This is a genomic window from Paraburkholderia sp. BL23I1N1, from assembly GCF_003610295.1.
GTDB lineage: Bacteria > Pseudomonadota > Gammaproteobacteria > Burkholderiales > Burkholderiaceae > Paraburkholderia.
This window is the reverse complement of sequence record NZ_RAPV01000001.1, coordinates 1708781-1733425: the sequence shown is the minus strand read 5'-3', so window position 1 is coordinate 1733425 and position 24645 is coordinate 1708781. Positions and strand designations below refer to the sequence as shown.

At 56.4% G+C, this 24645-nt stretch carries 14 protein-coding genes and 7 pseudogenes; 9 read left to right on the top strand and 12 right to left on the bottom strand.

Going from position 1 to position 24645, the window contains the following annotated elements; translation table 11 throughout:
• Positions 1–122: 122 nt before the first annotated feature.
• Positions 123–1277 carry an IS110 family transposase gene (locus tag B0G76_RS08325; RefSeq protein ID WP_116140872.1) on the bottom strand — a complete coding sequence of 385 codons (1155 nt, stop codon included), beginning with the start codon at positions 1275–1277 and terminating at the stop codon, positions 123–125.
• Positions 1278–2030: 753 nt separating this feature from the next.
• Between B0G76_RS08325 and B0G76_RS08315 the strand changes: the two genes are divergently transcribed.
• From B0G76_RS08315 to B0G76_RS08295, 5 genes are all read left to right on the top strand, one after another.
• The gene (locus B0G76_RS08315; RefSeq protein WP_116140870.1) at positions 2031–3440 is read left to right on the top strand and encodes an amidase; all 1410 of its coding nucleotides are present in this window, start codon (positions 2031–2033) and stop codon (positions 3438–3440) included.
• Positions 3441–3712: 272 nt separating this feature from the next.
• On the top strand, positions 3713–4684 hold the full coding sequence (locus B0G76_RS08310) for an ABC transporter permease (protein ID WP_116148400.1): 972 nt from the start codon (positions 3713–3715) through the stop codon (positions 4682–4684).
• A 3-nt stretch (positions 4685–4687) separates the two neighbouring features.
• Entirely contained in the window at positions 4688–5605 is a 918-nt protein-coding gene (locus B0G76_RS08305) for an ABC transporter permease (RefSeq protein WP_116140869.1), read from the top strand.
• Positions 5602–7257: an ABC transporter ATP-binding protein gene (locus B0G76_RS08300; protein ID WP_102630900.1), complete on the top strand. Its 1656-nt coding sequence runs from the start codon at positions 5602–5604 to the stop codon at positions 7255–7257. Before B0G76_RS08305 ends, B0G76_RS08300 begins: the two co-directional genes overlap by 4 nt.
• Before the next feature lie 196 nt (positions 7258–7453).
• On the top strand, positions 7454–9058 hold the full coding sequence (locus tag B0G76_RS08295; RefSeq protein ID WP_220377320.1) for an ABC transporter substrate-binding protein: 1605 nt from the start codon (positions 7454–7456) through the stop codon (positions 9056–9058).
• A gap of 14 nt (positions 9059–9072) precedes the next feature.
• Here the strand turns inward: B0G76_RS08295 and B0G76_RS08290 are convergent.
• The 3 genes and pseudogenes from B0G76_RS08290 to B0G76_RS08285 all read right to left on the bottom strand — a co-directional run.
• Positions 9073–9525: pseudogene (locus B0G76_RS08290) on the bottom strand (transposase); the annotation flags it as partial.
• 88 nt (positions 9526–9613) lie between these two features.
• Complete coding sequence (locus B0G76_RS42435; protein ID WP_146014278.1) at positions 9614–10078, bottom strand: hypothetical protein; 465 nt, start codon at positions 10076–10078, stop codon at positions 9614–9616.
• 1104 nt (positions 10079–11182) lie between these two features.
• Positions 11183–11582 (bottom strand): annotated as a pseudogene (locus B0G76_RS08285) (transposase); the annotation flags it as partial.
• A gap of 139 nt (positions 11583–11721) precedes the next feature.
• Between B0G76_RS08285 and B0G76_RS08280 the strand changes: the two are divergent.
• Both B0G76_RS08280 and B0G76_RS42810 read left to right on the top strand, forming a co-directional pair.
• A pseudogene (locus B0G76_RS08280) lies at positions 11722–11966 on the top strand (IS30 family transposase); the annotation flags it as partial.
• A gap of 223 nt (positions 11967–12189) precedes the next feature.
• Complete coding sequence (locus B0G76_RS42810) at positions 12190–13575, top strand: zinc ribbon domain-containing protein (protein WP_181916739.1); 1386 nt, start codon at positions 12190–12192, stop codon at positions 13573–13575.
• Between the two features lie 201 nt (positions 13576–13776).
• Here B0G76_RS42810 and B0G76_RS44720 read toward each other — a convergent pair whose 3' ends face one another.
• The 8 genes and pseudogenes from B0G76_RS44720 to B0G76_RS08220 all read right to left on the bottom strand — a co-directional run.
• Entirely contained in the window at positions 13777–14457 is a 681-nt protein-coding gene (locus tag B0G76_RS44720) for a helix-turn-helix domain-containing protein (RefSeq protein WP_409076702.1), read from the bottom strand.
• A gap of 255 nt (positions 14458–14712) precedes the next feature.
• Positions 14713–15714: pseudogene (locus B0G76_RS08260) on the bottom strand (IS30 family transposase).
• A gap of 604 nt (positions 15715–16318) precedes the next feature.
• A complete protein-coding gene (locus B0G76_RS08250; RefSeq protein ID WP_116140865.1) occupies positions 16319–17314 on the bottom strand; it encodes an aldo/keto reductase in 996 nt (331 codons plus the stop codon).
• Between the two features lie 54 nt (positions 17315–17368).
• Positions 17369–18541 (bottom strand): pyridoxal phosphate-dependent aminotransferase, encoded by a 1173-nt coding sequence (locus B0G76_RS08245; protein ID WP_116140863.1) that lies wholly within the window; start codon positions 18539–18541, stop codon positions 17369–17371.
• A gap of 144 nt (positions 18542–18685) precedes the next feature.
• On the bottom strand, positions 18686–19942 hold the full coding sequence (locus tag B0G76_RS08240; protein WP_116140862.1) for an ATP-grasp domain-containing protein: 1257 nt from the start codon (positions 19940–19942) through the stop codon (positions 18686–18688).
• Positions 19918–21018: a saccharopine dehydrogenase gene (locus B0G76_RS08235; RefSeq protein ID WP_116140860.1), complete on the bottom strand. Its 1101-nt coding sequence runs from the start codon at positions 21016–21018 to the stop codon at positions 19918–19920. Before B0G76_RS08235 ends, B0G76_RS08240 begins: the two co-directional genes overlap by 25 nt.
• Before the next feature lie 75 nt (positions 21019–21093).
• Positions 21094–22120, bottom strand: a pseudogene (locus B0G76_RS08230) (nitrogenase component 1); the annotation flags it as partial.
• Between the two features lie 847 nt (positions 22121–22967).
• Positions 22968–23379 (bottom strand): annotated as a pseudogene (locus B0G76_RS08220) (site-specific integrase); the annotation flags it as partial.
• Position 23380: 1 nt separating this feature from the next.
• Between B0G76_RS08220 and B0G76_RS08215 the strand changes: the two are divergent.
• Both B0G76_RS08215 and B0G76_RS08210 read left to right on the top strand, forming a co-directional pair.
• Positions 23381–23611, top strand: a pseudogene (locus B0G76_RS08215) (transposase); the annotation flags it as partial.
• Between the two features lie 580 nt (positions 23612–24191).
• Entirely contained in the window at positions 24192–24638 is a 447-nt protein-coding gene (locus B0G76_RS08210) for a polysaccharide deacetylase family protein (RefSeq protein WP_258875527.1), read from the top strand.
• The last annotated feature ends 7 nt before the right edge of the window (positions 24639–24645 follow it).

The window sequence follows — 24645 nt, the reverse complement described above, 5'->3', positions numbered from 1 at the left end:
CCCCATCTAAAATATCGGTTGCATGTGCAACCCAGTCAGTATACGGGCACGTTCACTTCAAACCGATGTCTGCTATCTCCTGCATCGCTAATCCCAACCTCCTTCCCGCCAGACCTGAGGGCTCATGTGGACTTTAGCTGTGCACCTTTGGGTATCTCTCCGTCCCTCAAATAGCGCCACAGCGCAATCGTGAGGCGTCGTGCGACAGCGACGATCGCAATCCGTCGCGCGCGGCGGTTCGGTCCTGTGCCCTGCGTGCGCTGGTTGAACCACTGCGTGAGGACGCTGTTGGGCTGGTAGCGCAGCCAGTTCCATGCGATTTCGATCAGCAGCGCGCGGACTCGGCGGTTTCCCTGTTTGCTGATTCCTTGGTCGACCTGGCTTTCGCCGCTGTCGTAGGGCTGCGGCACCAGCCCTACGCACGCACCGACCTCGCGCCGGTTGTTGAACTCCCGCCAGAAGAGCTCGAGGGCAAGGCGTGCCGCGCCCACTTCCCCGATCCCTTGCAGGCGCGCCAGCGCATCGCAACGCTGGCGCGCGGGTGCTGGTACGTCCATCTGTCGCGTCTTCTCCAGCGCTGCAAGCTGCTGTTCGACGAGTGCCAAGCGTTCGCATTCCCGCAGTAACCGCTCGCGCAACTCGCGCGGTAACGGCGTGCCGTCGTGGCAGCGCACTTCGTCGCGCTCGAGCCGGTCCGCGAAAGCCCGGTGATCGACCGGATCCCAGCAGCCGAGGGTGGCCAGCAGCTTGCGCATGCGATCCTGGTGCTGCAGGATTTCCTTCTGTAGTTGCCCGCGCTCGCGCATCAACTGGCGCGATGCCTCGTCGTGTGGTGACGGCGCGTGCACGACGTGCATGCGGTCGCGCTCGCCCCGCAGCCACGCGCGCAGGTTGATGACGAGCTTGATGACATCGAGCCGGTCGGTTTTGGCGCGTCGCTGATGGCGTTCGACCGGAATGCTGGCCGGATCGACCACATAGCAGTCAATGTGTCGGCTATTCAGCGCGCGACAGATCCAGAACGCCTCCTGGCCGGCTTCATAGCTCACGGCGATCCGTACGTCGGTGGGCAACGACCACTTCTCTTTATGGACCTCGATCAGGTCCAGCACTGCCTGCAGACGCGCCGCGGCCTGCGGCTGCGCGACCGTGTGCACGGCCGGCTTCTCGCGTCGGCCGTCGTGGAGTGCGACTTTCCATTTGGCCGCCGCCAGTTCCAGCGACACTGCCAGCACCAGTCCGTCATCACTACCCGTGTATGCCTGATCGTTACGCATGATGTTCTCCCGTGAGCAAACCTCAGCACGCTGATTTTAGGCGTCAGCTTGGCGAGGGCCTCGCTTCATAGGATCTAATCGAATCCCGTCGTTTACATCGTCTGGAATGTATGAAGGATACTGCTCAGAACTCCCACGCTTCGTTGAGCGGACCTTAGGCGCACACCACGCGTCCGTACTGGGCAGACAATTTTGAGGCGAACAATACGAATAGGGAATACCCTTATCCACTATTCGAATACCTAACCGTTATTGGCCACATTGCTTCGGCCGCATCGCAGTCCTACCATCCGTCCCATAACACCTTCGCCAGAAACATGGGCCTACGGGACGGCTACTTGTTGGCAGTGGACAGTATTGAGAATCGTATGACATAGGTGCAAACAGAAGAGAACCGTTCGGATCTGATTCAAGGATGGCCTGCGGATATGCTCCATGGCACCGACAGATTCATCGTGGAGTGCTCCGTCATCGCTGCGGATTTCAACATGGCTGCGGTCATCGAACGGGGCGGCAATATCAATTAGTGATTAGGGGGGAGCATGGTGCGATGCGAGACATTAAGCGACTTGAGATATCTCCTGGAGAAACAGGATCTCACAATTACGGACCATGACCTAAAAGTGTTGTGGGAAGCGGTGCCTCATGTGCTGCGCAGTTGTGAATACTCCGGCGCCATTGAAAACAACGAAGCCGTCGAGCATTCCCATATTTTTACAGTGCTCGACAATCTAGCTGCATAGGGATCTTTTGATGCAAATACCTACGATTGCTGAAGCGTCGAACCTGATACACAAGCGCAAACTATCACCGGTCGAACTTATCGACGCGTGTTTAACGAGGATCGAGTCTGTCGACGCCAGCTTGAATGCATTCATTACAGTAACGGTGGACAGGGCGCGCCAAGAAGCGATTGAGGCCGAACACCGGATGATGAAAGGCGAGCTACGTGGAAGGCTGGACGGCATTCCAATCGGCCACAAAGATATTCTCTTCACGAAGGGCGTCCAGACTAGTGCGCATTCGAAACATCTCAAAGGTTGGGTGCCGGAAGGTGATGCTCACGTCGTGCGTTCGCTCGCGGATGCAGGCGCGATATCGTTGGGCAAACTGGCGATGCACGAATTTGCGCTAGGTGGACCGTCATTCGATCTGCCGTGGCCGCCAGCCCGGAACCCGTGGGATACACGGCGCTTCACGTCCGGTTCATCGAGCGGTACTGCCGCTGCCGTTGCGGCCGGCCTTATTTTAGGCGGTACAGGCACTGATACAGCGGGCTCAATCGCTGCGCCGGCGGCCCTATGCGGCGTTGTGGGGCTGAAGCCGACATACGGTCTATGCAGCAAACGGGGCATCTTACCGCTCGCGCCCTCCTTGGATCATGTTGGACCCTTGTGCTGGACCGCCGAAGATTGTGCGTTGCTTCTTGAGGAAATGGCCGGATATGACCGCGAGGATCCGGCCAGCGCAAAGCGAGCGCCTGCGGATCTCGCTGTGCGGGCTGAAGATAACGTGCGAGGGATTCGTATTGGTATCGCGTCAGACTGGCATGAAACAGAACACCCCGTTACGCCCGCTGTCAAGGAAGGTCTGGATCGCGCAATCTCAGTTTGGACGGAACAGGGCGCACATGTAGACCAGGTGACGATGCCGCGGCTAGAAGAGTATCGGGCAACGTGTTTCGTGATCTTGACAGCAGAGGCTTATTCCGTTCACGAGAAGGCGTTGCGCTCCAACCCATCTGACTTCGGCGAGCAGCTAAGACTTCGACTATTGCTAGGCGCAACACTCAGTGCCGCCGATTATGTCAACGCAGTCAGGCAGCGCAGACGGTTATGTATGGCAACGGCTGCCGCAACTGCCGACGTGGACGTGATTGTTACCGCGGGTGCAGCCAATGGAGCTCCATTCATGACGGATGTGCCCAGGTGGGGTGATCTGGAAAAACCAGGGTTTTACGAACCGTTCAATATCACTGGTTGGCCAAGCATCGTCTTCTGCTCCGGATTCGGGATAGACCACATGCCAGTGTCGGTTCAGATAGCAGCAAAACCGTTTATGGAACACAAACTTATCCAATTAGCGGCGGCCTTCGAGAAGGCTACAAACTTTCGCAACATCCGCCCGCGCATCACTAACGGACAAGCACGCGCTTTCTGTTGATCATTTTCCGCTTTCCGCGGAGTGCCTTGATGGAATGAACCAAAAACGAAATTCGATCACGGATCCGAGGCTCACCCTCATTCGCGATACCTCTCGGAACGGCTTCGAACGTCTCGACCGGAAGCCATCGTCTGCCATGGGAAGTTGGTTCCAAGGGCCACTCGGAGCCCAGAGCCGACGAGGGTCCAACTTCGCACGCAGAAAAACAGGCCATTTACCGACTATCTCGCGGGCAAATGGCGACAGGTTGGAACAGGATAAAGGACAGTGACGTGAGAAAACTCTCGATCTTGTTACTGCAACGAATCGTGCTAGGCGTGGTGACAGCACTTGCAGTTTCGATGGTCATATTTTTTTCTGTGCAAATGCTGCCGGGAGATTTCGCTAGTGCCATACTCGGACAATCGGCCACTCCAGAAACAGTGTCAGCGCTGCGAACGCAACTTGGACTTGCTCAGCCATCGCCGTTGCGGTACGTGCATTGGATCGAACACCTCTGCCGCGGGGACCTCGGATTCTCTTTCTCAGGATGGTCGCCAACGGGCGGTCGATCGGTTTCTGGAATCGTGCTTCCTCGTCTCGGCAACACCCTGTTCCTCGCATGTCTAACCGCTCTCATAGCCGTTCCGGTTTCATTGGTTCTTGGGATCACGGCCGCGATCTACCGAAATTCCTGGTACGACAGAGTAGTGAATTTGATAACACTCGGCGCCATCTCGTTTCCGGAATTCTTTATCGCGTATCTCATGATTCTTTTCATGAGCTCGAAGCTCGGGATTTTTCCGTCAATAGCGTCAATTGGCCCCGACTCCTCGCTCGTACATAGGTTTTATGTCACTCTCCTTCCAGCGCTCACACTGACGCTCATTGTGACGGCTCACATGATGAGAATGACGCGTACTGCAATTGTTTCGCTCTTGACGCAATCATACGTCGAGATGGCCAACCTGAAGGGCCTCCGGCGCACGCGGATCATTGCATTGCACATTCTTCCAAATGCAGTTGCGGCGATCGCCAACGTCATCGCGTTCAATCTCGCCTATCTGGTAGTTGGCGTTGTCATCATTGAAGTGATTTTTGTTTACCCCGGCATGGGCCAGTTAATGGTGGACTCTGTGGCCAGCCGCGACATTCCCGTGGTTCAAGCTTGCGCGCTTCTTTTTGGTGGTATCTATATCGTTCTAAACCTGTTCGCTGACGTCGCTTCAATACTAAGCAATCCTAGGCTCCTGCATCCGAGATAACTCATGAATACAATCCATCACGCGTCAACCCAGCCGGATTCGTCGGCTGGTCTCGATCAGAACTCTCGTACTGACCGAATTATCGCTTTGATGTGTTCGTCGCCGGCGAACGTAAAGATCGCCACGACGATACTTCTATTGGTTTTCTCGGCAGCAGCCCTTGCCCCGATAATTGCACCCTACAGCCAAACCCAAACGTTTGATGCCGTTTTAGCACCTTGGAGCAGCCAGTTCTGGTTAGGTACAGATCAGTTGGGACGAGACGTCTTTAGCCGCCTTCTTTTCGGTGGTCGAAACAGCATCCTCATCGCAGTAGCAACCACAACGCTTTCCTTTTCCGTTGGGGCGACGGCCGGTTCCCTTTCTGCGATCCGCGGTGGCTGGACAGATCAGATCATGAGTCGCGTGAACGACATCCTAATGGCAATCCCGACTTTGATCTTCGCCCTGATGCTCCTGTCCGTATTCGGTACAAACGTACTCAACCTTGTGCTGATCATTGCTTTTCTCGATGCCACCCGGGTCTATCGTCTTACTCGGGCCGTTTCAGTCAACGTTGTAGCAATGGAATTTGTCGAGGTTGCCCGTCTGCGGGGGGAAGGCTGGATTTGGGTCATGCGGCGAGAAATTCTACCCAACATCATCCCGACTCTTGTAGCAGAGTTTGGAATACGCTTTTGCTACGTTTTTCTCACCGTCGCTGCGCTCTCATTTTTAGGTGTCGGTATTCAGCCGCCAACCGCGGACTGGGGATCAATGGTCCGGGAAAATGCTTCATTGGTGGGATTCCTGGATAGCGATCCCATGCTTGCGCTAACGCCGCTCATTCCGGCGTTCGCGATAGGCATGGTGACCATCTCGATGAATTTGATAATAGATTGGACTCTTCAACTCGTTGGCGGATTGAAGGAAACGCGATGACCAATAGGAACCTGAGTGAAAGCGATGTGATTCTTCACGTGGAAGGCCTTGTGATTGACGGTTTCAGCAAAGGTCAATGGCATAGGATTATCGACGACATTGATCTTCGTGTACATCGCGGTGAAGTCGTAGGTCTGATAGGTGAATCGGGCTCAGGCAAGTCGACGCTGGGGCTGGCAGCCATGGGTTATGTGCGGCCGGGGTGCAGAATCGTGAGCGGAAAGGTCGAGTTCTTGAACAGAAACCTTGTCACCGCGTCGGAGTCGGAGCGACTGAACATCCGCGGATCACAAATCACCTATGTCGCCCAGAGCGCCGCAGCTTCCTTCAATCCATCGCAGAGACTCATACGGCAGACAGTGGAAAGTGCTGTGGTCCATGGCATCAAGACCCGTCGCAATGCGGCCCGGGATGCCAAGGATATGTTTCGCGCGTTACTGCTTCCTGAACCCGAACAGATAGGCAGGCGCTATCCACACCAGGTATCCGGCGGTCAACTGCAGCGAGTGATGACAGCGATGGCAATGTCGCCGGAACCGAATCTGATCATCTTTGATGAACCCACAACCGCTCTCGATGTGACGACGCAGATTGAGGTATTGGCCGCGATCAAGGATGTCGTTGAACGTTATCACGTGGCCGCTATTTTCGTCACGCATGACCTCGCGATAGTGTCCCAAATGGCTACACGTCTTATGGTTCTTCACAAGGGAAAATGCGTAGAGGAAGCGCCCACGAGAGAGATGATAGATGAGCCGAAACACGAGTACACACGCTCATTGTGGGCTGTACGGTCGCTGGAAAAGCCGTTCGTTGCCAATCAATCTCGAGAGGTTTTTCTCAAACTAGAAGGCGTTTCAGCGCATTACGGCAGCGTCAAGGTTCTTGATCAAATAACCATGACTATCCCCAAAGGGAGGACTGTTGCAATCGTCGGTGAAAGCGGATCGGGTAAAAGCACGATAGCTCGGGTGATTGCAGGTTTACTGATTCCAAGTAGTGGTGAGGTTGTGCTCGAAGACCGAATTCTTCCTAGTTCTTATGTGAATCGCTCCCGCGAGCAGCTCCGCCGCGTACAGATGATTTATCAAATGGCCGATACTGCACTGAATCCGCATCACACCGTGCGGGATATCCTTGCTCGTCCGCTCGCGTTCTATTCAAAAATCACCGATCCCGAGCTATCCAGACGAGTGTCAGATTTACTCAAGAAGATTGAACTCGATGATAGCTTCGCCTCGCGTCGGCCATCTGAGCTTTCTGGTGGCCAGAGGCAGCGCGTAAGCATCGCCCGTGCTCTTGCGGCTAGTCCTGAGCTCATCATCTGCGACGAAATCACCTCAGCCCTCGACCAGGTCGTGCAGGAGGGCGTACTTAAGTTGCTGATGAAACTGCAGAGGGAGTTCGGTGTGACGTATATCTTCATTACACATGATCTCGGCGTAGTAAAAGCCATCAGTGACGAAGTGGTGGTAATGCAGAATGGGCGAATAGTTGACCAGGGAAGCAAGGAGGCCATTATGGCCCCACCATATGCTCCCTACACCGAATTGCTTCTTTCATCAGTTCCGCAAACTGACCCTGGATGGCTTGACTCGACGATCAGTCAAAGGCGGCCGAAGGGTTCCACAAGACTTAAGTCTTCGGTTTAACCGTCGCGGGTCATACAGACCATAGGCGTGGTTCAACCAGAGGGAGCTGCGCAAGTTGGGAAATTTCATCGCTAATTGGAGCGAAACGGCATGAGCAATCCGCTCGGCGCTTGACCGGACGTAAGAGACGGTTGTTTTTCACTTTAGCTCGCACATTCCAAAAACCCGCAATCCATTCTACGCACAACGAGGAAATATGAATAACGAAATGGGCTATAAACTGGAGCTTCTCTTGCGAGACGTCTCCAGATCCCAAGTTTCCCGCAGACAATTTTTGCAAACATCCGGGGCGCTCGGGCTAGGTGCGACTGCCCCTTCTTTGTGGGCACAAACTGCATACGCCACGCCGAAAAAAGGAGGGACCTTCCGCGCGGGGCTAAGCGACGGCAGCACGACCGATTCGCTTGATCCGGCAACGACAGCCAGTCTGTACATGATCCAGTTGGGGTATGCATTTAGAACATACCTGACTGAGACCACTCCGTCCAACCAGGTAGGGCCGGACTCGGCTCAATCATGGGAGTCGTCGCCCGATGCCAAGGTATGGAAGTTCAAGCTCTTTCGCGGCCAGCAATTTCATAACGGCAAGACATTAACTGCGAGCGACGTCGTAGCCTCAATTAACTACCATCGACGGCCAGGTTCCACATCTGGCGCTAAGACCCTCCTGAAGGACATCGCGGACATTAGCGCTGATGGTGTTGGTGTTGTCGTTATCAAGCTGAGCGCCGGCATGGCAGACCTACCTTATCTCATGGCAGACTACCACTTCCCGATCATGCCCGGAGACGGTAATGGCGGGATTGACTGGGGATCGGGAATAGGCGCTGGACCGTACAAAATTGTCCGCTTCCAGCCCGGTATAGGCGCAGAACTAACACGTCATGACAGGTATCACAGACCTGACCAGGCGTACTTTGATGCGCTTCACCTGATGGTATTGAACGACGTCAACGCTAGGCAGACGGCGCTGCTCAACAACGAGGCCGATGCCATCGTAAGCCTTGACCTGAGAATCTTACCTCTTCTGAGTCGCAATCGGTCAGTCGCAATCGACGAGGTCGCGGGCGGTAGCTACAACGGGATGCCGATGAATTGTCTGTCATCGCCGTTCAAGGATCCGAATGTCCGACTCGCGCTGAAATATGCGTTAAATCGCGAAGAAATCATCGCGAAGATTATGAACGGTCACGCGACGGTGGGAAACGATCAACCAGTGAGCCCGATCATGCCCTACGCCGCGAAAATTCCGCAACGTCACTACGATCCCGACAAGGCTAAGTTCTATCTTCGAAAAGCAGGACTCGATTCGCTTAAGGTTCAACTTTCGACAAGTGATGCTGCAGGCGCTAGCGCCGTAGACATGGCAGTTCTGTTCGCGCAGGGCGCATCGAAGGCAGGGATCGACATCGGAGTGGTCCGGGAATCTGCTGACGGTTATTGGTCAAATGTGTGGTTAAAAAAGCCGTTCGTCGTTGTCAACGCCGGGCAAAGACCAACACCGGACGTTGTGTTCTCGCAGTTCTTTGAGGATGGCGCTGCGTGGAATGATACGCACTGGCACAATGACAGGTTTCAGTCGCTTCTTCTGACGGCGAAGTCAATGCTCGATCAGAAAAGGCGTTCTGAGATATACGCAGAGATGCAAGCCATCTGTAGCGACGACGGAGGTTATTTGATTCCGTTCTTCGCAAACAAGGTTAGCGCACGCAGAAGCAACGTGAAGCATACCAAAACAATTTCCAGCGCATGGGAGCTTGACGGCGGGCGAGCATATCAACGATGGTGGTTCGGGGATTGATGATCTCTTCCACGTTAGCAGGATGGTTGTACGGGTGAGTTTGCGCGATGAAGGAGATAAGATCGCTTTATCACGGCCACTAGCCGACTGCGTCGTTGAAATGGCACTGATCGAACTCGCCGCGATGGATCGTCGTACTTCCATTTAATCGGCCTGGGATTCTTGTTGTGCTCGCGGATATAGCGCATCAGCTTGCGCTCCAGATCCTTTACCGTGGTGAAGATGCCTCGCGCAAACACGTCGCGCTGGATGCGCGAGAATCAGTTCTCCACCTGATTTAGCCAGGAGGTATAGGTCGGCGTGTAATGCAACCGCACGTTTCGGTGTTGCCGCAGGAAATCTTGCACGCGCGGGGTCTTGTGACTGCTGACGTTGTCGCAGATCACATGGATCTCTTGTTTGGGCCGCTGGCTGGCTACAACGTCGGTGAGGAAGGCCACGAACTGCTCGCTGGTATGGCGCGGCGCCATCTCGTGCGGGCACGGGGCACGGTTGTTACGACTGCAGGGCCGACCGTCGTGTCGACTGTGACCTCAGCCGCGTTTCCGTTGTCCGTCATGCCGACGTACCTGTTTTCACGCCTGCCGCTGCATCCGCCCGCACCACCAGTTTGGCTGGGCGCTGCAGCACCAGGTTCTGGAACTGCTGTGCCTGGGCGCCTCGCTGCGGCGTACCGCCGCGACTTTCGCGCTTGCTAGCTACCACCCTGAGCGGCGCTGGTGTCAGCTGGCAAAGTGGATAGATGGCATGAACGCCGCCCTCCGCTCGGGGAAAGAAAGGGCGTGCTGAAGTCGCAGGAGCCAAGTCTGTACCGATGCGACCTTCCTCGATATGCCAAAGTGACGCGGCTAGCTCCCGTTTTTGAAGCGAGGAACGACCAGGGCTACCACGACCTACGGGCTCGACATCTCGAAGCGCGTATTTCAGATGTGCTGGATCGAAGACGAAACCGGTGAATTTGATAGCCGGCGCTTTGACGGAGCCCGGCTGTTCAATGCCGCCGTTGCTTCGGGCGTCCATGTATCGCGGATCCCGACCTGCATCTCGACATCCAGTTCAAACCGGTGGATTTCGTTGCCCAGCAGGCTGATATCGCTGTGAGCCGCGGCGCAGTATGCTGGCCGAGACCGACGCGGACAAATTGACGATGAAAGGGTCTATTCGGTTTGCCTCCTGCCCTGCTCCGTCCTCCGGTAGGTACAGGCGCGTGCAGAAGCCGGGTGAAAGCCGCCATAGGCGGCTACGCGGCATCCCGGCGTCGGGCCTAGCCGTCAGATGATCGTTGCGTACGCGCGACAAAGCGGCGTGCTTTTAGTAGGCAGCAGCAAACGAGTACATCAATGAGTGACTCCGTCGGAATTATGTTACGGCTGGATTGCGTCAAGCTCGAGCATTGCCATCAAAGACCTACAGTTGTTGATCCATACACCGACGAGTGTTACTGCCGACAATAGCGGACCCCGAAACAGCCGGCAGTCGCTGGCGTCGTATCAGCGACATTCGTCCCGACTCCGGAAGCCGACCCGATATCTGGTAGACGGCCCACTTGCAAGGGATGAACGTCAGACGCGGCACGCCGTCCTTGAGTCCAGCAGACTGCACGCCGGTCCCGGCACCGCTGTGCTTGCCAGGGGCTACCCGGGACGGCGGCGGGTTCCTTTCTCACCCGGCTTGTCGCGGCAAGCTGGGGCCGAGATCGGAATTGCTCTGGGCGGTCCATTGCCATGTAGCGCTGGCCAACAAGAACGCGCGCGTTCTCCAGGTCCTGTTGAGTACCAACGCCTCGTATAAACCGGCGGCAACATGAACACCATACACGTCTAACTCTGGCATCACCCAACGCAGGTTTGCGTAGCTCTAGTACGTGATGACGAAATTGGTAGAACCAGCATCCTGAAACCTGTTTCCGGTGCCGGCTGTGTAATCCAAGCCGTTGATTTGTTCAGGACAAGGGTACGCGGATCTCATCAAGGCTGCGGGCGTGCTTCGACAATTGCCCACGAGCAAGCCGGATACATGCATGCAGACCATTTCCCATCAACACAAAGAGCTTGCAAAACGCGTCGGGTCCATATATGCACTGAATTCTGACCCACCGGGAGTGCGGCAGAAATCTTGGACAGTTTATGCCGCAAAGCAGAGGCTCTCTCGGTATTCGATCGGGCTGAGTGAGCCAAGCGAAATCCTGATCCGCTTTTCGTTATACCTGTGGATGTAGGAATCAACTACCTCAATGAATTGGTCAATGGTTGCAGCCTGCCACTCCCAGGAATAGAACAGCTCCGTCTTTAGCCGCCCGAAGAAGCCTTCGCAGGTCGCATTGTCGGGCGAGCATTCTTTGCGCGACATCGAGCGAACCAGCTTCGCATCGCGTATGCGCGAGAGCCACCCGGCCAGCGATATGGGCAGCGCGATCGGAGTGGACGACGGGCCGGTTGTTGCTATTGGCCACCTTCTCGATGGCTGCATCCATCATGGTGTTCGCAAGCTGTGCTTCCGGACGCGTGTCTATTGACCAGCTGATACCCTCGGTGGTGACGGCCAGACCCGACTGCATCAAGATCCCGCAAACCGTATGCATCGGGCTCTGCCTTTTCCTGTCGGGACGACTCGGGACTTTACGTGTCGAACCAATCAACTTGGGCCTCGCGCGCAATGAGTAGACACGTGGTAGGTGCCTCGAGTATCGTGCATCGGTCGCGCAGCGGAAGGCGGAACGGCTCGCCAAACGACCAAAGCGAGCGAAGCTGGCGATTAATGGGACGGCTGCACCAATACGTACAGGAGCGTCTGGAGGGCAAATTACATGACGCTGAAGGGTCGTGAAATTGCCGGGGCCAGGCAGGCACCGTTCAAGGGGCGAAATAAACCGCATCGCGGTGACCGAAAGTGTGTCAACGGATGGGCTGCGCATCCCGCGCTGTAGTCTGGCATTCAGCACGTGCAACTCGGGCTCGCTCATGGTGCCCTTCCAGATATGGGGCTGACCGCTTCTTCTTGGCTTCAGTCAGACCATCCTAGCCTCCGCCGAATCAGCGCCGCCGGTAGCTCGTCGTCTCCGGCGGCTACGCCGCCTCCGACTCCTCACTACCGGCCAAGATGATCGCCGCTATACCGACCGGACAAGTTCATTGTCGCCGTCCATCGTGAAAGACCGTTATCCTGTCTACCTCGACTGGGAACGTTTCGAACAGGTCCAGGCCATGCTGCGCGATAACCATGCGGAATATCAGCGAAACAAGACGCGCGGGGTACCCCGCGACGGTGCAGCGGTGCTCCAGGGCATCGTCTGGTGCGGGCAATGCGGTCACAAGATGGCGGTGCAGTACAAGAATGCCAATAGCTACGCCTGTAACTATCTGCTGCGCAGTCAGGGGGCCCAGCTATGCCAGCACCTGCCCGCTGACCTGATCGATGCGCGGGTCGTTGAGGCCTTCCTCGCGGCAATTGGACCGGCGGAGCTGGAGGCCTGGGCGCGTGCAAAACATGCAAGACAGCAGACCCGTGACGCCACCAATCGGGCAGAGGCGCAGCAGGTCGAACGGCGACGCTATCAGGCGCTCCTGGCCGAGCGCCAATACAATCGCGTCGATCCGGATAACCGTTTGATTGCTGCCGAGTTTGAACGGCGGTGGGAAACGGCGCTACGCGAATTGCGCCAGGCGGAGAATGCGCTCGCCCATCGTCAGGCGCAGGCATGCAAACCGGAGGCGCTGAGCGCTGAAGAGCAAAGCGACTTTCTTGCGCTCGGCGCCCGGCTACCGGAAATCTGGCAGCGGCCGCAAGTCAATCGCGAGAGCAAGAAGGCTCTGCCGCGTTCCCTTATTGATAAAATGATTCTGCAGCGGGTCACGCGCGACCGCATCACGATCCGTGTTGTCTGGCGCGGTGGCGAAATATCCCAACTGGAGGTTGAACCCAGGGTGCACGCCGGACTGGCGCTCTCCCGGGGCGCCGAGATGGAGGCGCGGGTGCTTGAACTTGCCCGGCACGGTATCGACGACGTCACGATCGCCGGGATCCTGACCCAGGAGGGGCATCACTCGGCCCGATGCAGCCATGTCCCAGCACGGACCGTACAGCTCATCCGGCAGCGACATCGTGTGCTGCACGACGCCAGATCAATCCGTGAGCGCCATATCGCCGGATGGCTGACCATTGCCAGGGTGGCGCAATGTCTGCAGGTCTCGACCTCTTGGGTCAAGCGCCGCATCCACACCGGCGTCATCAATGTGCAGCGTGACCCGCAAAGCCGTCAACACCGGATACCGCGGAAAGCATCGCTGCACTCCAGGAACTCAAATCGGGCGTGCGAGACCATCTCGTCATCGCCCCGCGAGCAAACAGATGAGGGCATCAACATGACCTATCGTAGACGTCGTCTTCGTCCAAAATCAAAGTTCGTGTCAGCGCGGCGAGTTCAAGCAAGCGATGCCAATCCGCATTGTTTCGCTCCAGCCGGGACTCCTCCAACCGAGTACGATGCCGGCGTGGCCGATCGCAACCTCGGCCATTAAATGCGGGAACCGGTCACACTGCTGCGCGCTGGCTCCTGACAGACAGAGGTCGCTGTCGATGACATGAATGCGCTCGATCGGCCAGCCAAGGCGACAGCACGGTCGCGCAGCGTGTACTGGCGCCTAATGCTCTCGGTGTTCTCGAAGACTTGCCGCAGCGAAGATTGCCGCACGTGTAGAAAGGCGTCGCGCCGCAGGTGGTCAGCCGTAATTTCTGGTACCGGTCAGTAGACATGGACGAGCCCCGAATGAGTGCGCAGCACGAGATTGGTCAACAGGCGCACCAACGCGCCGTTCGGCTGCAGTAAATGCGCGACGGGTTCGTGTCCAGTAGAAAGGGTTCCTAGTCGTCGCTGTTTCAATGAGCATGGGAAGCCCGTGCTGCACGCCTTGGTAACGCAACGCCGCAGCGCCCTCTGGACGAGGCTGCCGTCGATCACGGCCGTGCGTAACGCCTCGTACGCAGCGACCGGTGCCTGCGCTATGGCATCGCGAGCGGCAGCAAGTTCCACGGTTTTTTTTTCGCGCTATTGCGCGTTCGATGCTGCGTGGATGAACCGAGATACCGAGCTCGGTTTCGAGCCGGTCGGCTAACGCCCGAGCGTGAATCGGTCCGCCGTCTTCAATGCGCTGGTCGATGAAGGCCATGACGTCTGTGCTGAGCTTGTGCGCGCTTTTCGGGCTACGCTGCTTCGGTGTGAGGCCAAGCAACCCATCTCGCGCGAACGCGGCTTCCGCCTGATAGAAGGTCGGGCGAGATACGCCGAAAAATGTCGCCGCTTCGGCCTTCGATGTGCCGCGGACGCTGACGTGACGCAGCGTCTCGTGCTTGAGCTGGATCAGGTCACGTTGGCGCCGAAAAAATCTCCCGACTGAAACCAAGAAGCGTGCACGCGTTCGGGATGCGGGTTCAGCACGCCGAGGCGCTTAAGGCGTTCGATCTACAGACCGAGCTTCTTCAAGGCGGCGCCCTTGCTGCGTACGGTGTGATTTGAAATATGCTGCAAAATTTATATTCCTAAAACAATTAGCTTATCTAATCGATGCATAAATTGGCATGATTTGCCGAAAATACCGGTGCATCGTGCCAGTCATCGAAGAATAAAGCGGCGTAATGTGATTTACGCCGCGACAGGTTCAACCGATGGTTGCAACACCCAGGCTGGCGTTTAGTTTATCTGCAGGCGTCATGAAACCCGACGTCTTTCTGGGTCGCTGTTCAACTGCAAGGTGATCTTCTTCAGATCGCCTTGCGAGTAGCCGGCCAAACCGGTGCCTTTGGGGAAGTACTGCCGGAGCACTCCGTTGGTATTCTCCTTCGTGCCACGCTGCCACGGGCTTTGGGGACTGCAGAAGTAGATCTGCATGTCGGCGGCGACTGTGAATTGCTTGTGCTGTGCGAGTTCCATGCCCCGGTCCCATGTGACCGATCGGCGGAGTTCCGCACGCAGCTTGCGAACCTGTTTGCTCAGCCCGGATACGATACTTTCCGTGTCCTTGCCCTTTACCTTCACGAGGATGGTGAAGTGCGAATGACGCTCTACCAGGGTGGCAATGCGTGTATTGTTCGAGTCGCTCAGCAAGTCGCCTTCTCAGTGCCCCGGAACAGCCCGGTCTTCGACTTCGGCAGGCCGTTCGCGGATTGATACCGCATCAATGATCTGCCCGCGCGGTTGTCCCTTTGTTGACGCTTTCTTCGAACGTCGCATCATCCGGCGCATGCGCAGATCTTCATCAGTTCCGCTTTCAGCACTCCACGGGCCTGAATGAACAGACTGCGGTAAATCGTTTCGTGTAAGACCTGCATGGTTTCATCATCGGGGTACTGCTGCTTCAGCCAGCCGGCGATCTGCTGTGGCGCCAATCTCAGTTGCACCGTTCTGGCGACTAGCCGACTCAGTTTAGCGTTCACGGCAAGACGGCAGGGTTTCGGTAGCCTGCCCTGTGCCGCACGTTTGCGTCAGCCAGCGCTGCCCCGTATTTGTTCAGCCCGCCATGGCGGGCTACTTCACGGCTGATCGTCGACGGTGACCGGCCCAGGCTCGCTGCGATCTGACGGATTGAATCGCCTGCATGGATGCCGAGCGAGCGGCCGATGTCGCTTAACGACTCACCATCTTTCCATCTCTGCCACAACAACGTCTATGCAGGTGATAGCACGCATCTTCATTTTTGATTCACTTACTTTTCCTCTTGGCCCGACATTAGACCAGAAGGTGTTGCAACAACCGGTTGAGCGCGACGCAGCGCATTTTATTTGACATGATCCGCAATCTCCGCCATCAACTCATTGTACCGGCGCAGGTCGTCCGTGCGCAACCAGGAGCGCCCCGCTGCCGCCTGGCGAACGAGTCCGGTACGTCGGCGTCAGTCCATGACGCCATGATGGACACCAGCCGGGCATCGCCGTTGTAGAACATCACGCGGCCTCGCCCCAGTTCTGTCGTCGTGTGCGACGTGAAGGCGGCTACCGCGCTGAGGATGGAATGGATGGATGATTTCGGCCGTTGCGATCGCCTGATCGTCGTCACGAAAAGCAGTTGCTGACTTACGATAAAGCAAGGTCGAGCAAGGGGTGCTTCTTGCCCAACGCCACATTCTCGCCCGACCTCGTAGTCACCGTTTCTCTAGCTTGGCCGAGGCAAACTCCGCAATCGCGTCACTCCTGTTTCGATTTGAACAACAAACCCTTCAAGCTTAACTGGCCAAATTAAACACATTTGATCGTACAGACGCACAGCGCTCAGCACCCTAACACTTTTAAGATCGCTTCGGGCAACCGGTTGCCCTTCACCTGGATCTTCGATGCTTGCTCACTGATCTGGCTCACGTCCTCCTCAGTAAAGGCGAGGTCGAGGGCGCCTAGATTCTCCTCCAAACGGTGCAGCTTGGTTGTGCCGGGAATCGGCACGATCCATGGCTTTCGCGACAGCAGCCACGCCAGCGCAACCTGGGCCGGTGTGGCGTTCTTATGTGCGGCGAAAGCCTTGAGCACGTCGACCAGCACTAAGTTCGTCTTGCGCGCCTGCGGGGAGAACCGCGGGACGGTATTGCGAAAGTCCGTCGGATGGAACCGGGTGTACTCGTCGATCCTGCCCGTCAGAAAGCCGGCGCCTAGAGGACTGAACGACACGAAGCCAATACCGAGTTCTTCCAGAGTCGACAACAGCTCCGCTTCTGGCCCGCGCCAAAACAGCGAATACTCGCTCTGGACGGCCGTCACCGGTTGCACGGCATGGGCGCGACGGATGGTCTGCTCGCCCGCCTCAGACAGCCCGAAGTGTTTGACCTTGCCGTGAGCAATGAGGTCTTTGACCGCACCGGCTACATCCTCAATCGGGACCTCAGGGTCGGCGCGATGTTGATAAAACAGGTCGATCCGGTCGGTGCGGAGACGCTTCAGGCAGGCTTCCGCCACCGTCTTCACATGTTCTGGGCGACTGTTCGTACCGCCCCTGCGCTCACCTGTCGCCATGTCGATGTCGAAGCCGAATTTCGTGGCGATAACCACCTGATCGCGGATCGGTTGCAACGCCTCCCCGACAAGCTCTTCGTTGACAAACGGCCCATAGGATTCGGCCGTGTCGAACAGCGTAACGCCGCGATCATGAGCCGCTCGAATCAGCTTGATCATTTCGTTCTTGTCGCTCGGCGGCCCGTAGACCGCGCTCATGCTCATACAGCCAAGGCCGAGGGCAGAGACTTCCAGATTGCTCTTTCCGAGTTTGCGGATCTTCATAGTTTTGCCTCCTTGCTGACATGACCGCCATTATCAGTAGGTCCGAGCGAATTGTTAGCGACGTCGCCGAACGAAATCCTCGATCCGATTGCAGGCCTCATTGAGCTTCGGCTCATCCACCACTAGTGCCAGCCTCACGAAACCGTTTGCAGTCGGACCAAAGCGACTAGCATCGAGCAGAGAGACGCCTTTCTCTCGGAGCAGTTGCCACGTGAAGTCGTGTGTGCCTATTCCCGTTCCCCGAATGTCGATCATCATGAAGATGCCCGCCTCTGGAAGCAGGCATTGAAGATTCTGAACGGCATTCAGGCGCTGAAACACGGCATCACGCCGCCGGCGATACACGTCTCTCATCTGCGCGACCACGGAACGACGGTGTTCGAGCGCCGCCAATCCAGCTTGTTGGATGAAACCCGGTAGTCCATACAACATGCAAAGTGCCAGTCGACCCAGATGATCGATCGCTGCCTCCGGCCCGATTACCCAGCCTAGCCGCCAGCCGGTCATTGCATGCGACTTTGAAAAACTGCCTAACGTCAACGTTCGGCTCGCCATGCCTTCCAAAGACGCGATGCTAATGTGGTCGCGCTCAAAAGTGAGGTCCGCGTATACCTCGTCAGAGACGACCCATAAGTCGCGCTCGCGCGCCAACGCGGCGATCTGTTCAAGATGTTCGCGCGGCATGACCACGCCAGTGGGATTGCAGGGCGTCGCGAAGAAGATTGCGCGTGTGCGCGCGGTAACTGCGGCTCTAAGCGCCTCGCAGTCGAGATGGAAGCCATTCGCGGCGTCCACCGCTACGGGCACGAGGGTGGCGCCGGAGGCGCGAATTGCAGCTTCGTACGTCAGATACATCGGCTCTGGCACGAGCACTTCGTCGCCGGCCTCGCAGACGCAGAGCGACGACGCGAACAGTCCGTTCTGCGCGCCGGCACAGACGATTACATTCGCCTTGGTGACGGCACGGCCGCTGTCGGCCTGATGTTCAGTCGCGATCGCCTCACGCAGGTTATCCCGACCGGCGCCGCCGGTATAATGTGTATCGTCTTCGTGCAGGGCCGAGATGGCACGTTCAACGACGGGAGCGGGAGTCGGGAAATCCGGATCGCCAACGCTGAGCACGATCACATCTTCGCCTTGAACGGCCGCCAGCCTAGCCGCCCTGTGAATGTCCCACGCCGACGTTCGCTCGCCCTGCAAGCGCTCGACGAGATTCGCAAATTTCAAGTCTATCTCCCTCTTCGGAATGCCAGGCGAACTCCGCTCGCTTGTTGAACATGCATCTTTCTGTGCTCCTAGCGAAAATCTAACAATTTACATAGGATACCGAAAACCCAGTTAGTCCACCGACCCGGTCGTTGGGGATGTTGCCTATGCCTCCAATACATGCTGAAACATTTTTGCCTCGAGTTCCCGGAAGCGGACATAGTCCATGTCCAAGGTTTGATTATCACTGGACAAGAGGAACGCATATCCCGGTCGCCCTCGGCTGCCGTGCGTCTTTGTCAGATAATCGCCGATCTTCGGGAATACAATCATCCGGTCCAGTGTCGCCAATTCGCCAAATCGAATGAGATCTGGATTGTTCACAACATATCCTTCCCGATTCGAACACATGTAAACAAACCTTAGGCCTTTTTGTCTTGACCCACGCAATGCGTTCACTCGCCTTTGAAACTGTCCGGAATTCAATACCGTCTCAACCATCACAGAAAGTTGACTGTATCCCTGCGCCTCCTCGACGGCCGCGAAGAGTTGAGCGCCGGTCAGACGCGCGCCGCACTCGATAAGCCGCGGTCCATTGACCGTCAGCATCACCTCACTGTGTGCCGCGCCGTTGCGAATTCCCAGCGCGTCCAGCGTCTCAAGAACATATTTCTCGACCCTCTCGAAAATTTCCGTCCGCCGCATTACGAGTTGGGCATACTCGTCTGTCGAGATTGTGTCCACCAAGCCACCAACGCCGATCCACATATCGGTGACAAAATGATGGCCCTCACAACTGACACTATTTACCATCAACTCCTGGCCTTGAAGACGTTCTTGAATTACGAATTCCGTATTGATTACTCCTGTCACGTTCGGTTTCCCATGAGTGGTCACGAAGGCAGCTTCTATGTCCTTCGCATTCGAACAAAGTGCGACACCATCCGACTTCGCTCCCATTGTTGGCTTCAATATGACCGTATCCAACTCAGATTCACTGTACCAGGCGAGAAGCTCGCAGAGCGACCGCGAAGCGAATTGCCTCATACTGGATATACCAGCCTTCTTAAGTGCTTCGATCATATGAAATTTGTTTCTGCGAGCCTGCGTTGTTCTGGCGTCATTTCGCGGAACAGCGAAATTATCGGCTAATAAATCTGCTAGTACGACACCGGACTCACTACCGGGCATGATTGCTTTAACTGAATACCCGCGCAGATTTTCGAGTATTCCCGACATGCCGGTCGATTCGAAATGAAAGTTGGCAATGTAGTCAACCGGCTTGTAGCCAAACCGCGACGTTTTTTCTGTTGAGCTAATGTGTATGCACTCGTATCCATGGCCGATGAAAGCCGGTGCCAAATATCGCCCCGACGACCATCCATCAACAATCACAATCACGTTTTTGCTTCTGGTTTGCATTTTTTCGTCCTCGCAAGACTCGCGGCGAAATTGAGATATGCAGTCCCCCACGCTGAGTCGATGTAGTAGCCTCCGCTTATAAAAAGCTCACAAAGGAAAGGGAATAACTCTCTACTTATTGCCGAACTCGCGTCCACAGGTAACAGCGACGCAACATTGTCCAATGCGACTATATCAACGGAGTTTTCCCCTGAACCACACGTCTGTCGTGGTTTGGAGAAATCGGTCGACTCTCGATAAATACGTAGTGGGTTGTACGGACTGGCCGCGTCGCAACTTACGTCGCCAATCATCGAAAGCCGATGCGGCTTTTCGAGCATTTTTGGGTGGAGCAGTGTCGTCGTTGTTTCGTCTGACCGTATGCAGTTGAAAAAGATGTCGAAATCTAGAAGCTCATGACGTGAGTCTGAGGCAGTCTCCGTCCTTCCCCAACATTCGTGACCGAGGCCAACGGTCTCCAACAGGTAGCGCACTCCCGATCCAGTCACTCCCCGTGCACCAGCTATGAGGATCCTAGCGTTTCTTACTTTTTCGATCCTCCGCTCCAGAAACTCTACTAGCTCTTCAAAGCTACTATGGAACGTTTTCTCTAGCGATACTTCTGCCGCATTACTCATCTTTCGTTCCATAAGTTCCAGCGTCACGGCCGCCCCACATACACCCGCCCAGAAACTTACTCCTCGACTCACAAGCTCCAAACCCCGAAAGTCTCGAAGATACTCAAGATCGAGCAGCGTGCCTCCGCCTCGGCGGAACCGGTCTAGCACCTCAACCGCGCCCGTCTGTTGCTTGAAAACATGGCCAAAATAAATGTGAGTATGGCGGACCTCGTTGACGTCTTCACTTAGCTCTTTCAGTCCTAGAATGTACGCATCGGAAGGCGCGTTTTGCCAAGAATGCGACTTGACGATCTCACACCCGACTTTTTCGTATTGCTCGTCCGGGAAGCACCGAATGGGCGAATGCTCTACGGTCACTACAATGCCTTTCTTGGCCAACATCGCAGCATGAGCCGGTACAAGGGGCGTGCGGCGCTCAAAACGTTTGCTTTCGCATCGAAGCCAGATGTGATTCATGAAGCCCTCCTCAGCCAGTAAGAGACATACCTCGATCGCTTCGCGAGACCGGGGAATACCTGTGCCATGATGCCGTCATCGGACGATGTCATAGCTGTAATCGCTCTTCGACACAGAAATCGTGCTCGCGTGCAGTGCTTCGAAAAGTTCGTCGACCAGTGCCAGCAGTATCCGCAATCCGCCGCCCCCCAAGTCGGGTAGCAGTGGTAGTGGTGACGGTCAAATATAGGGAATACAAGCGCACGAGGGATGTCCCGGTGTGGCGCTCCAGATACTTGCCATGGGTGTTGCCGATCAGGAACTGCACCGGCTCTATGAATAGCAGCGAGAAGGTGCCAAGGTCGCGCATTGGGTAAACCTTGCATTGTGCACCGTATGGCGACGCGTCCAAAAGCGCCCGCACTTTCGACGCGCAGCGATCGGTACCGTTGGTGGACAGAACGTGCGCTGGCTCCTCGCTAACTTCCCGCAGAAATTGAGTGAATCCGAGCGTCTGGTCGGCATCGCCATAGAGTGCATAGCGCTTTCCGTGTAGATTCGGCTGAGTGTCCGCCATGGCATCGACTAGTTGTCACAGCTCCATTTCAAGCTCTGCAGGAATCCGCCTTCCCGTCATAAGGAAATGGTCGGTACCTACGACGCCGATGGGCGCGTTCAACGCGATAATCTCCTGGTCGTGCTCGGCGGTGAATCTCCTCGCCTTCTCGCAACAATATTCGTGGAACACCGATGTCGCTTTTGCGTTCAGCGCGCATCCTACTCCCTCCTTTGTCGCTCCCCCGTTGTACATCCGGAAGTCGCCATCGGTCGATGCGTTCCATATCTCAGATGGATCGCAGATGTTGACCGTCACGCCGAATAGATCGAAGTTTCGCCGAATCCCCCTCATGTTGCCGACGACGAAGTCGTCGTCTCCGCCGATAAAGTTCGCGCTGTCGTCCGGCACGCGTGCAAGCGGGGCGGCAGTTCCGGCCTTACCGCGCCAAGAGCGCTTCAGAATGCCCGGTAGCGCATTGTCACAACCGGTCACATGGTTTCCAAAAAACGCGGGCGTGTGTGCGAACGGCACATCGTAGTCTTCCCGTACGCTACCCTTCTGCTCGCCGATCCCACCTTTTCCGTCGAAGGTGATCTGCCGAAGTTGAGACATTGTCGTACTCCAATGAGATAGAAGGTGAAAGCCAGGGTGCGAGTTTGGGCTGCAAAGCCGCGACCATGTCCTCAGCCAGCGGTTCGTCCCGTCTGTCTTCTTCCGTCGAGTCACGCGTCGGTCGGATTGTGTTCGCGCGGATCGCTCTCACGCAGCTATCGTGCCATGTGCGTACGAGGCGTCGAGAGCCCAGCCGAATAGGGCTTTTCGCAAGTTTCCGGAATTGTGGCTTGCGACGTTCGCGACGTCAGCTTCCCGACAAACCCGCGAGTCTTTGTCGCAAATGCAACTCGAGCGCGGGTTCATCTCCATGCTTTGGCGTCTTCACCATCGCCCAAACCCGATTCGGCGTTGGTATGAACGTTGCAAAACCGCTTGGCCGTTTGCCGTTTGCCGTTTGCCGTTTGCCGTTTGCCGTTTGCCGTTTGCCGTTTGCCGTTTGCCGTTTGCCGTTTGCCGTTTGCCGATGATGCACGAACCACCGTCCTTTTTGCGAGTGCTCGGTTATTTATTAGGTATGCTAATGGCCTATGTGTTCATCCGCTGCGAACCCGATAGAAACCCGTTGTCCCGTTTGCAGCACGATGGGCGTGTCGTTGACGCCGTCTTCAAGGGACGCACAAGCACTTGTTGACGGCAGTGTAAATCCGACACCAGACGGTGGCGCAAGGACCAGTGCAAGATTCGGCCATGCCCCGCAGGCGTCGCCGCCCGCGAGGTGAGGAAGACAGACTCAGAACCCGGCCCCGATGTTGTCGATGTCGGCATCGCTGGGTGGTAACGCTGCTCTCGGATCAGCTGAGAGGATAAATTCCGACTTGTGCACCATTGTGAGCAGCGGGAACTTGATAGCCAGATGCCGCGTTGGCAACGTGGGCGTCCGTTCCAGTGCCTTGAAGAAAACATGGATTTCGGTGGGCGTCAGTGCCCGGTCGCGAGGCTTGAACCGCGCGATGACTGACGGCCAGATGGCTTCTGCCGGGTTGTCCACCTTCAGCCCCCTAGCCTGTACGAAACGGCAGGCCTGCAGCACGATATCGTGTGCCTGCACCGGCGAGAGCGGCGGCTCTCCGTTCCCTGATCTTTTTGCACCTAGCCATCAGGCGCGAAGGTGTGATCTCTTCGAGTTTCAGGTGCGCAAACTCCGTCGCGAGATTCCGGTTGTAGACAGACTTTCTTATGGCATGCGTCGACTCCGCGAGGCTGACTTTCACCAATCAGCGCATACGCCGTGCGGGCGGAGACGTCGACAAGGTGCAGCACCGCAAGAACCGCAACAAGTCGAAGATCCGGGCGCGTGTCGAACATGTCTTCGCGGTCGTGAAGCGACTGTGGCGCTTTACGAAGGTACGCGATCGCGGGCTGGCAAAGAACGGTCGAAACGACACGGCTCGAAATCCGCTTCATGACTTCGAGACGTTCAAATCGCGAACACGTCGCTAATTTGGCGCCTTGTTCAGCGCAGCCCCCAGGCATTGCCAGCAACGCACGCGCGCCATCGCCACTGCTTGACGCGCTGACCGGCCAGGACGATATCCATACGGATCGTCATGAAACACCGGCTCCGCGATGGGTTCCAAATATTTGTTTGACCATCTTCTGCGATTCTGTCCGACACCGTCAGGAGGGTCGTCTCGAACGGCACACGCGCTCAACGATCATTCGGGCGGCCACGATCTGCCACCCACTTCATCTACATACCGTAAAGCGCATTTCTGAACGTATCCACGTTATAGATGAAAGGCATCGACACAATCGATTTTACAAATCAATTCTTGTGCTGCACAGTGAGAACCGTCGTTACGGAAATGTGAGTCTAGCTGATTGATCGAACACTTCATATTTATAAACCTAAGTAGTACGACAGATTTAGGTATGTCTCCATGATGCCCACACTTTCGGATGTATCTCTCGACACGCCACCTAAGCTTACCGAAACCGTGCCCGTCGCGGCCTTCCGGATGGGACGATCGACCGTGGAGCCGCATACTGGCTCGATAATTGAACGAAACGGGCCAGATCTGTGAAGGTCCTCGATTGCGTATCCGAGGCGCGCGACGAGTGCCACGATCGCGCCGGACGTCGCGACGTCTACTTGACGTTTGACGACGGCCCTAATCCACTTTGCACACCGGACGTCCTCGATGTGCTGGCAGAACACCGGGTGCCAGCAACGTTCTGCGTCATCGGTGCGTACGTAGAGGACCAGCCGAAGCTGATCCAGCGAATGATCGCCGAGGGACACGAGATTGCCAATCACACGATGACTCATCCGGATTTGTCTGGATGCGAACCTGATGAAGTACGACGCGAAATATTGGACGCGAAGAGGATCATCCGGATGGCGTGTCCCCAGGCCACAGTTCGGCATATGCGTGCCCCTTACGGAATATGGACGGACGAAGTGGTCGTTGAAACGGCAAAGGCGGGGCTGGCGGCTCTTGACTGGTCGGTCGGTCGACCCGCGTGACTGGTCT

Excerpts from the sequence above, each read along its gene's own strand:
- B0G76_RS08325 (WP_116140872.1), bottom strand. The coding sequence starts at position 1,277 with ATGCGTAACGATCAGGCATACACGGGTAGTGATGACGGACTGGTGCTG.
- B0G76_RS08305 (WP_116140869.1), top strand. The coding sequence starts at position 4,688 with ATGAATACAATCCATCACGCGTCAACCCAGCCGGATTCGTCGGCTGGT.
- B0G76_RS08295 (WP_220377320.1), top strand. The coding sequence starts at position 7,454 with ATGAATAACGAAATGGGCTATAAACTGGAGCTTCTCTTGCGAGACGTC.
- B0G76_RS08240 (WP_116140862.1), bottom strand. The coding sequence starts at position 19,942 with ATGCAAACCAGAAGCAAAAACGTGATTGTGATTGTTGATGGATGGTCG.
- B0G76_RS08315 (WP_116140870.1), top strand. The coding sequence starts at position 2,031 with ATGCAAATACCTACGATTGCTGAAGCGTCGAACCTGATACACAAGCGC.
- B0G76_RS42435 (WP_146014278.1), bottom strand. The coding sequence starts at position 10,078 with ATGGACGCCCGAAGCAACGGCGGCATTGAACAGCCGGGCTCCGTCAAA.
- B0G76_RS08250 (WP_116140865.1), bottom strand. The coding sequence starts at position 17,314 with ATGAAGATCCGCAAACTCGGAAAGAGCAATCTGGAAGTCTCTGCCCTC.
- B0G76_RS08300 (WP_102630900.1), top strand. The coding sequence starts at position 5,602 with ATGACCAATAGGAACCTGAGTGAAAGCGATGTGATTCTTCACGTGGAA.
- B0G76_RS08235 (WP_116140860.1), bottom strand. The coding sequence starts at position 21,018 with ATGAATCACATCTGGCTTCGATGCGAAAGCAAACGTTTTGAGCGCCGC.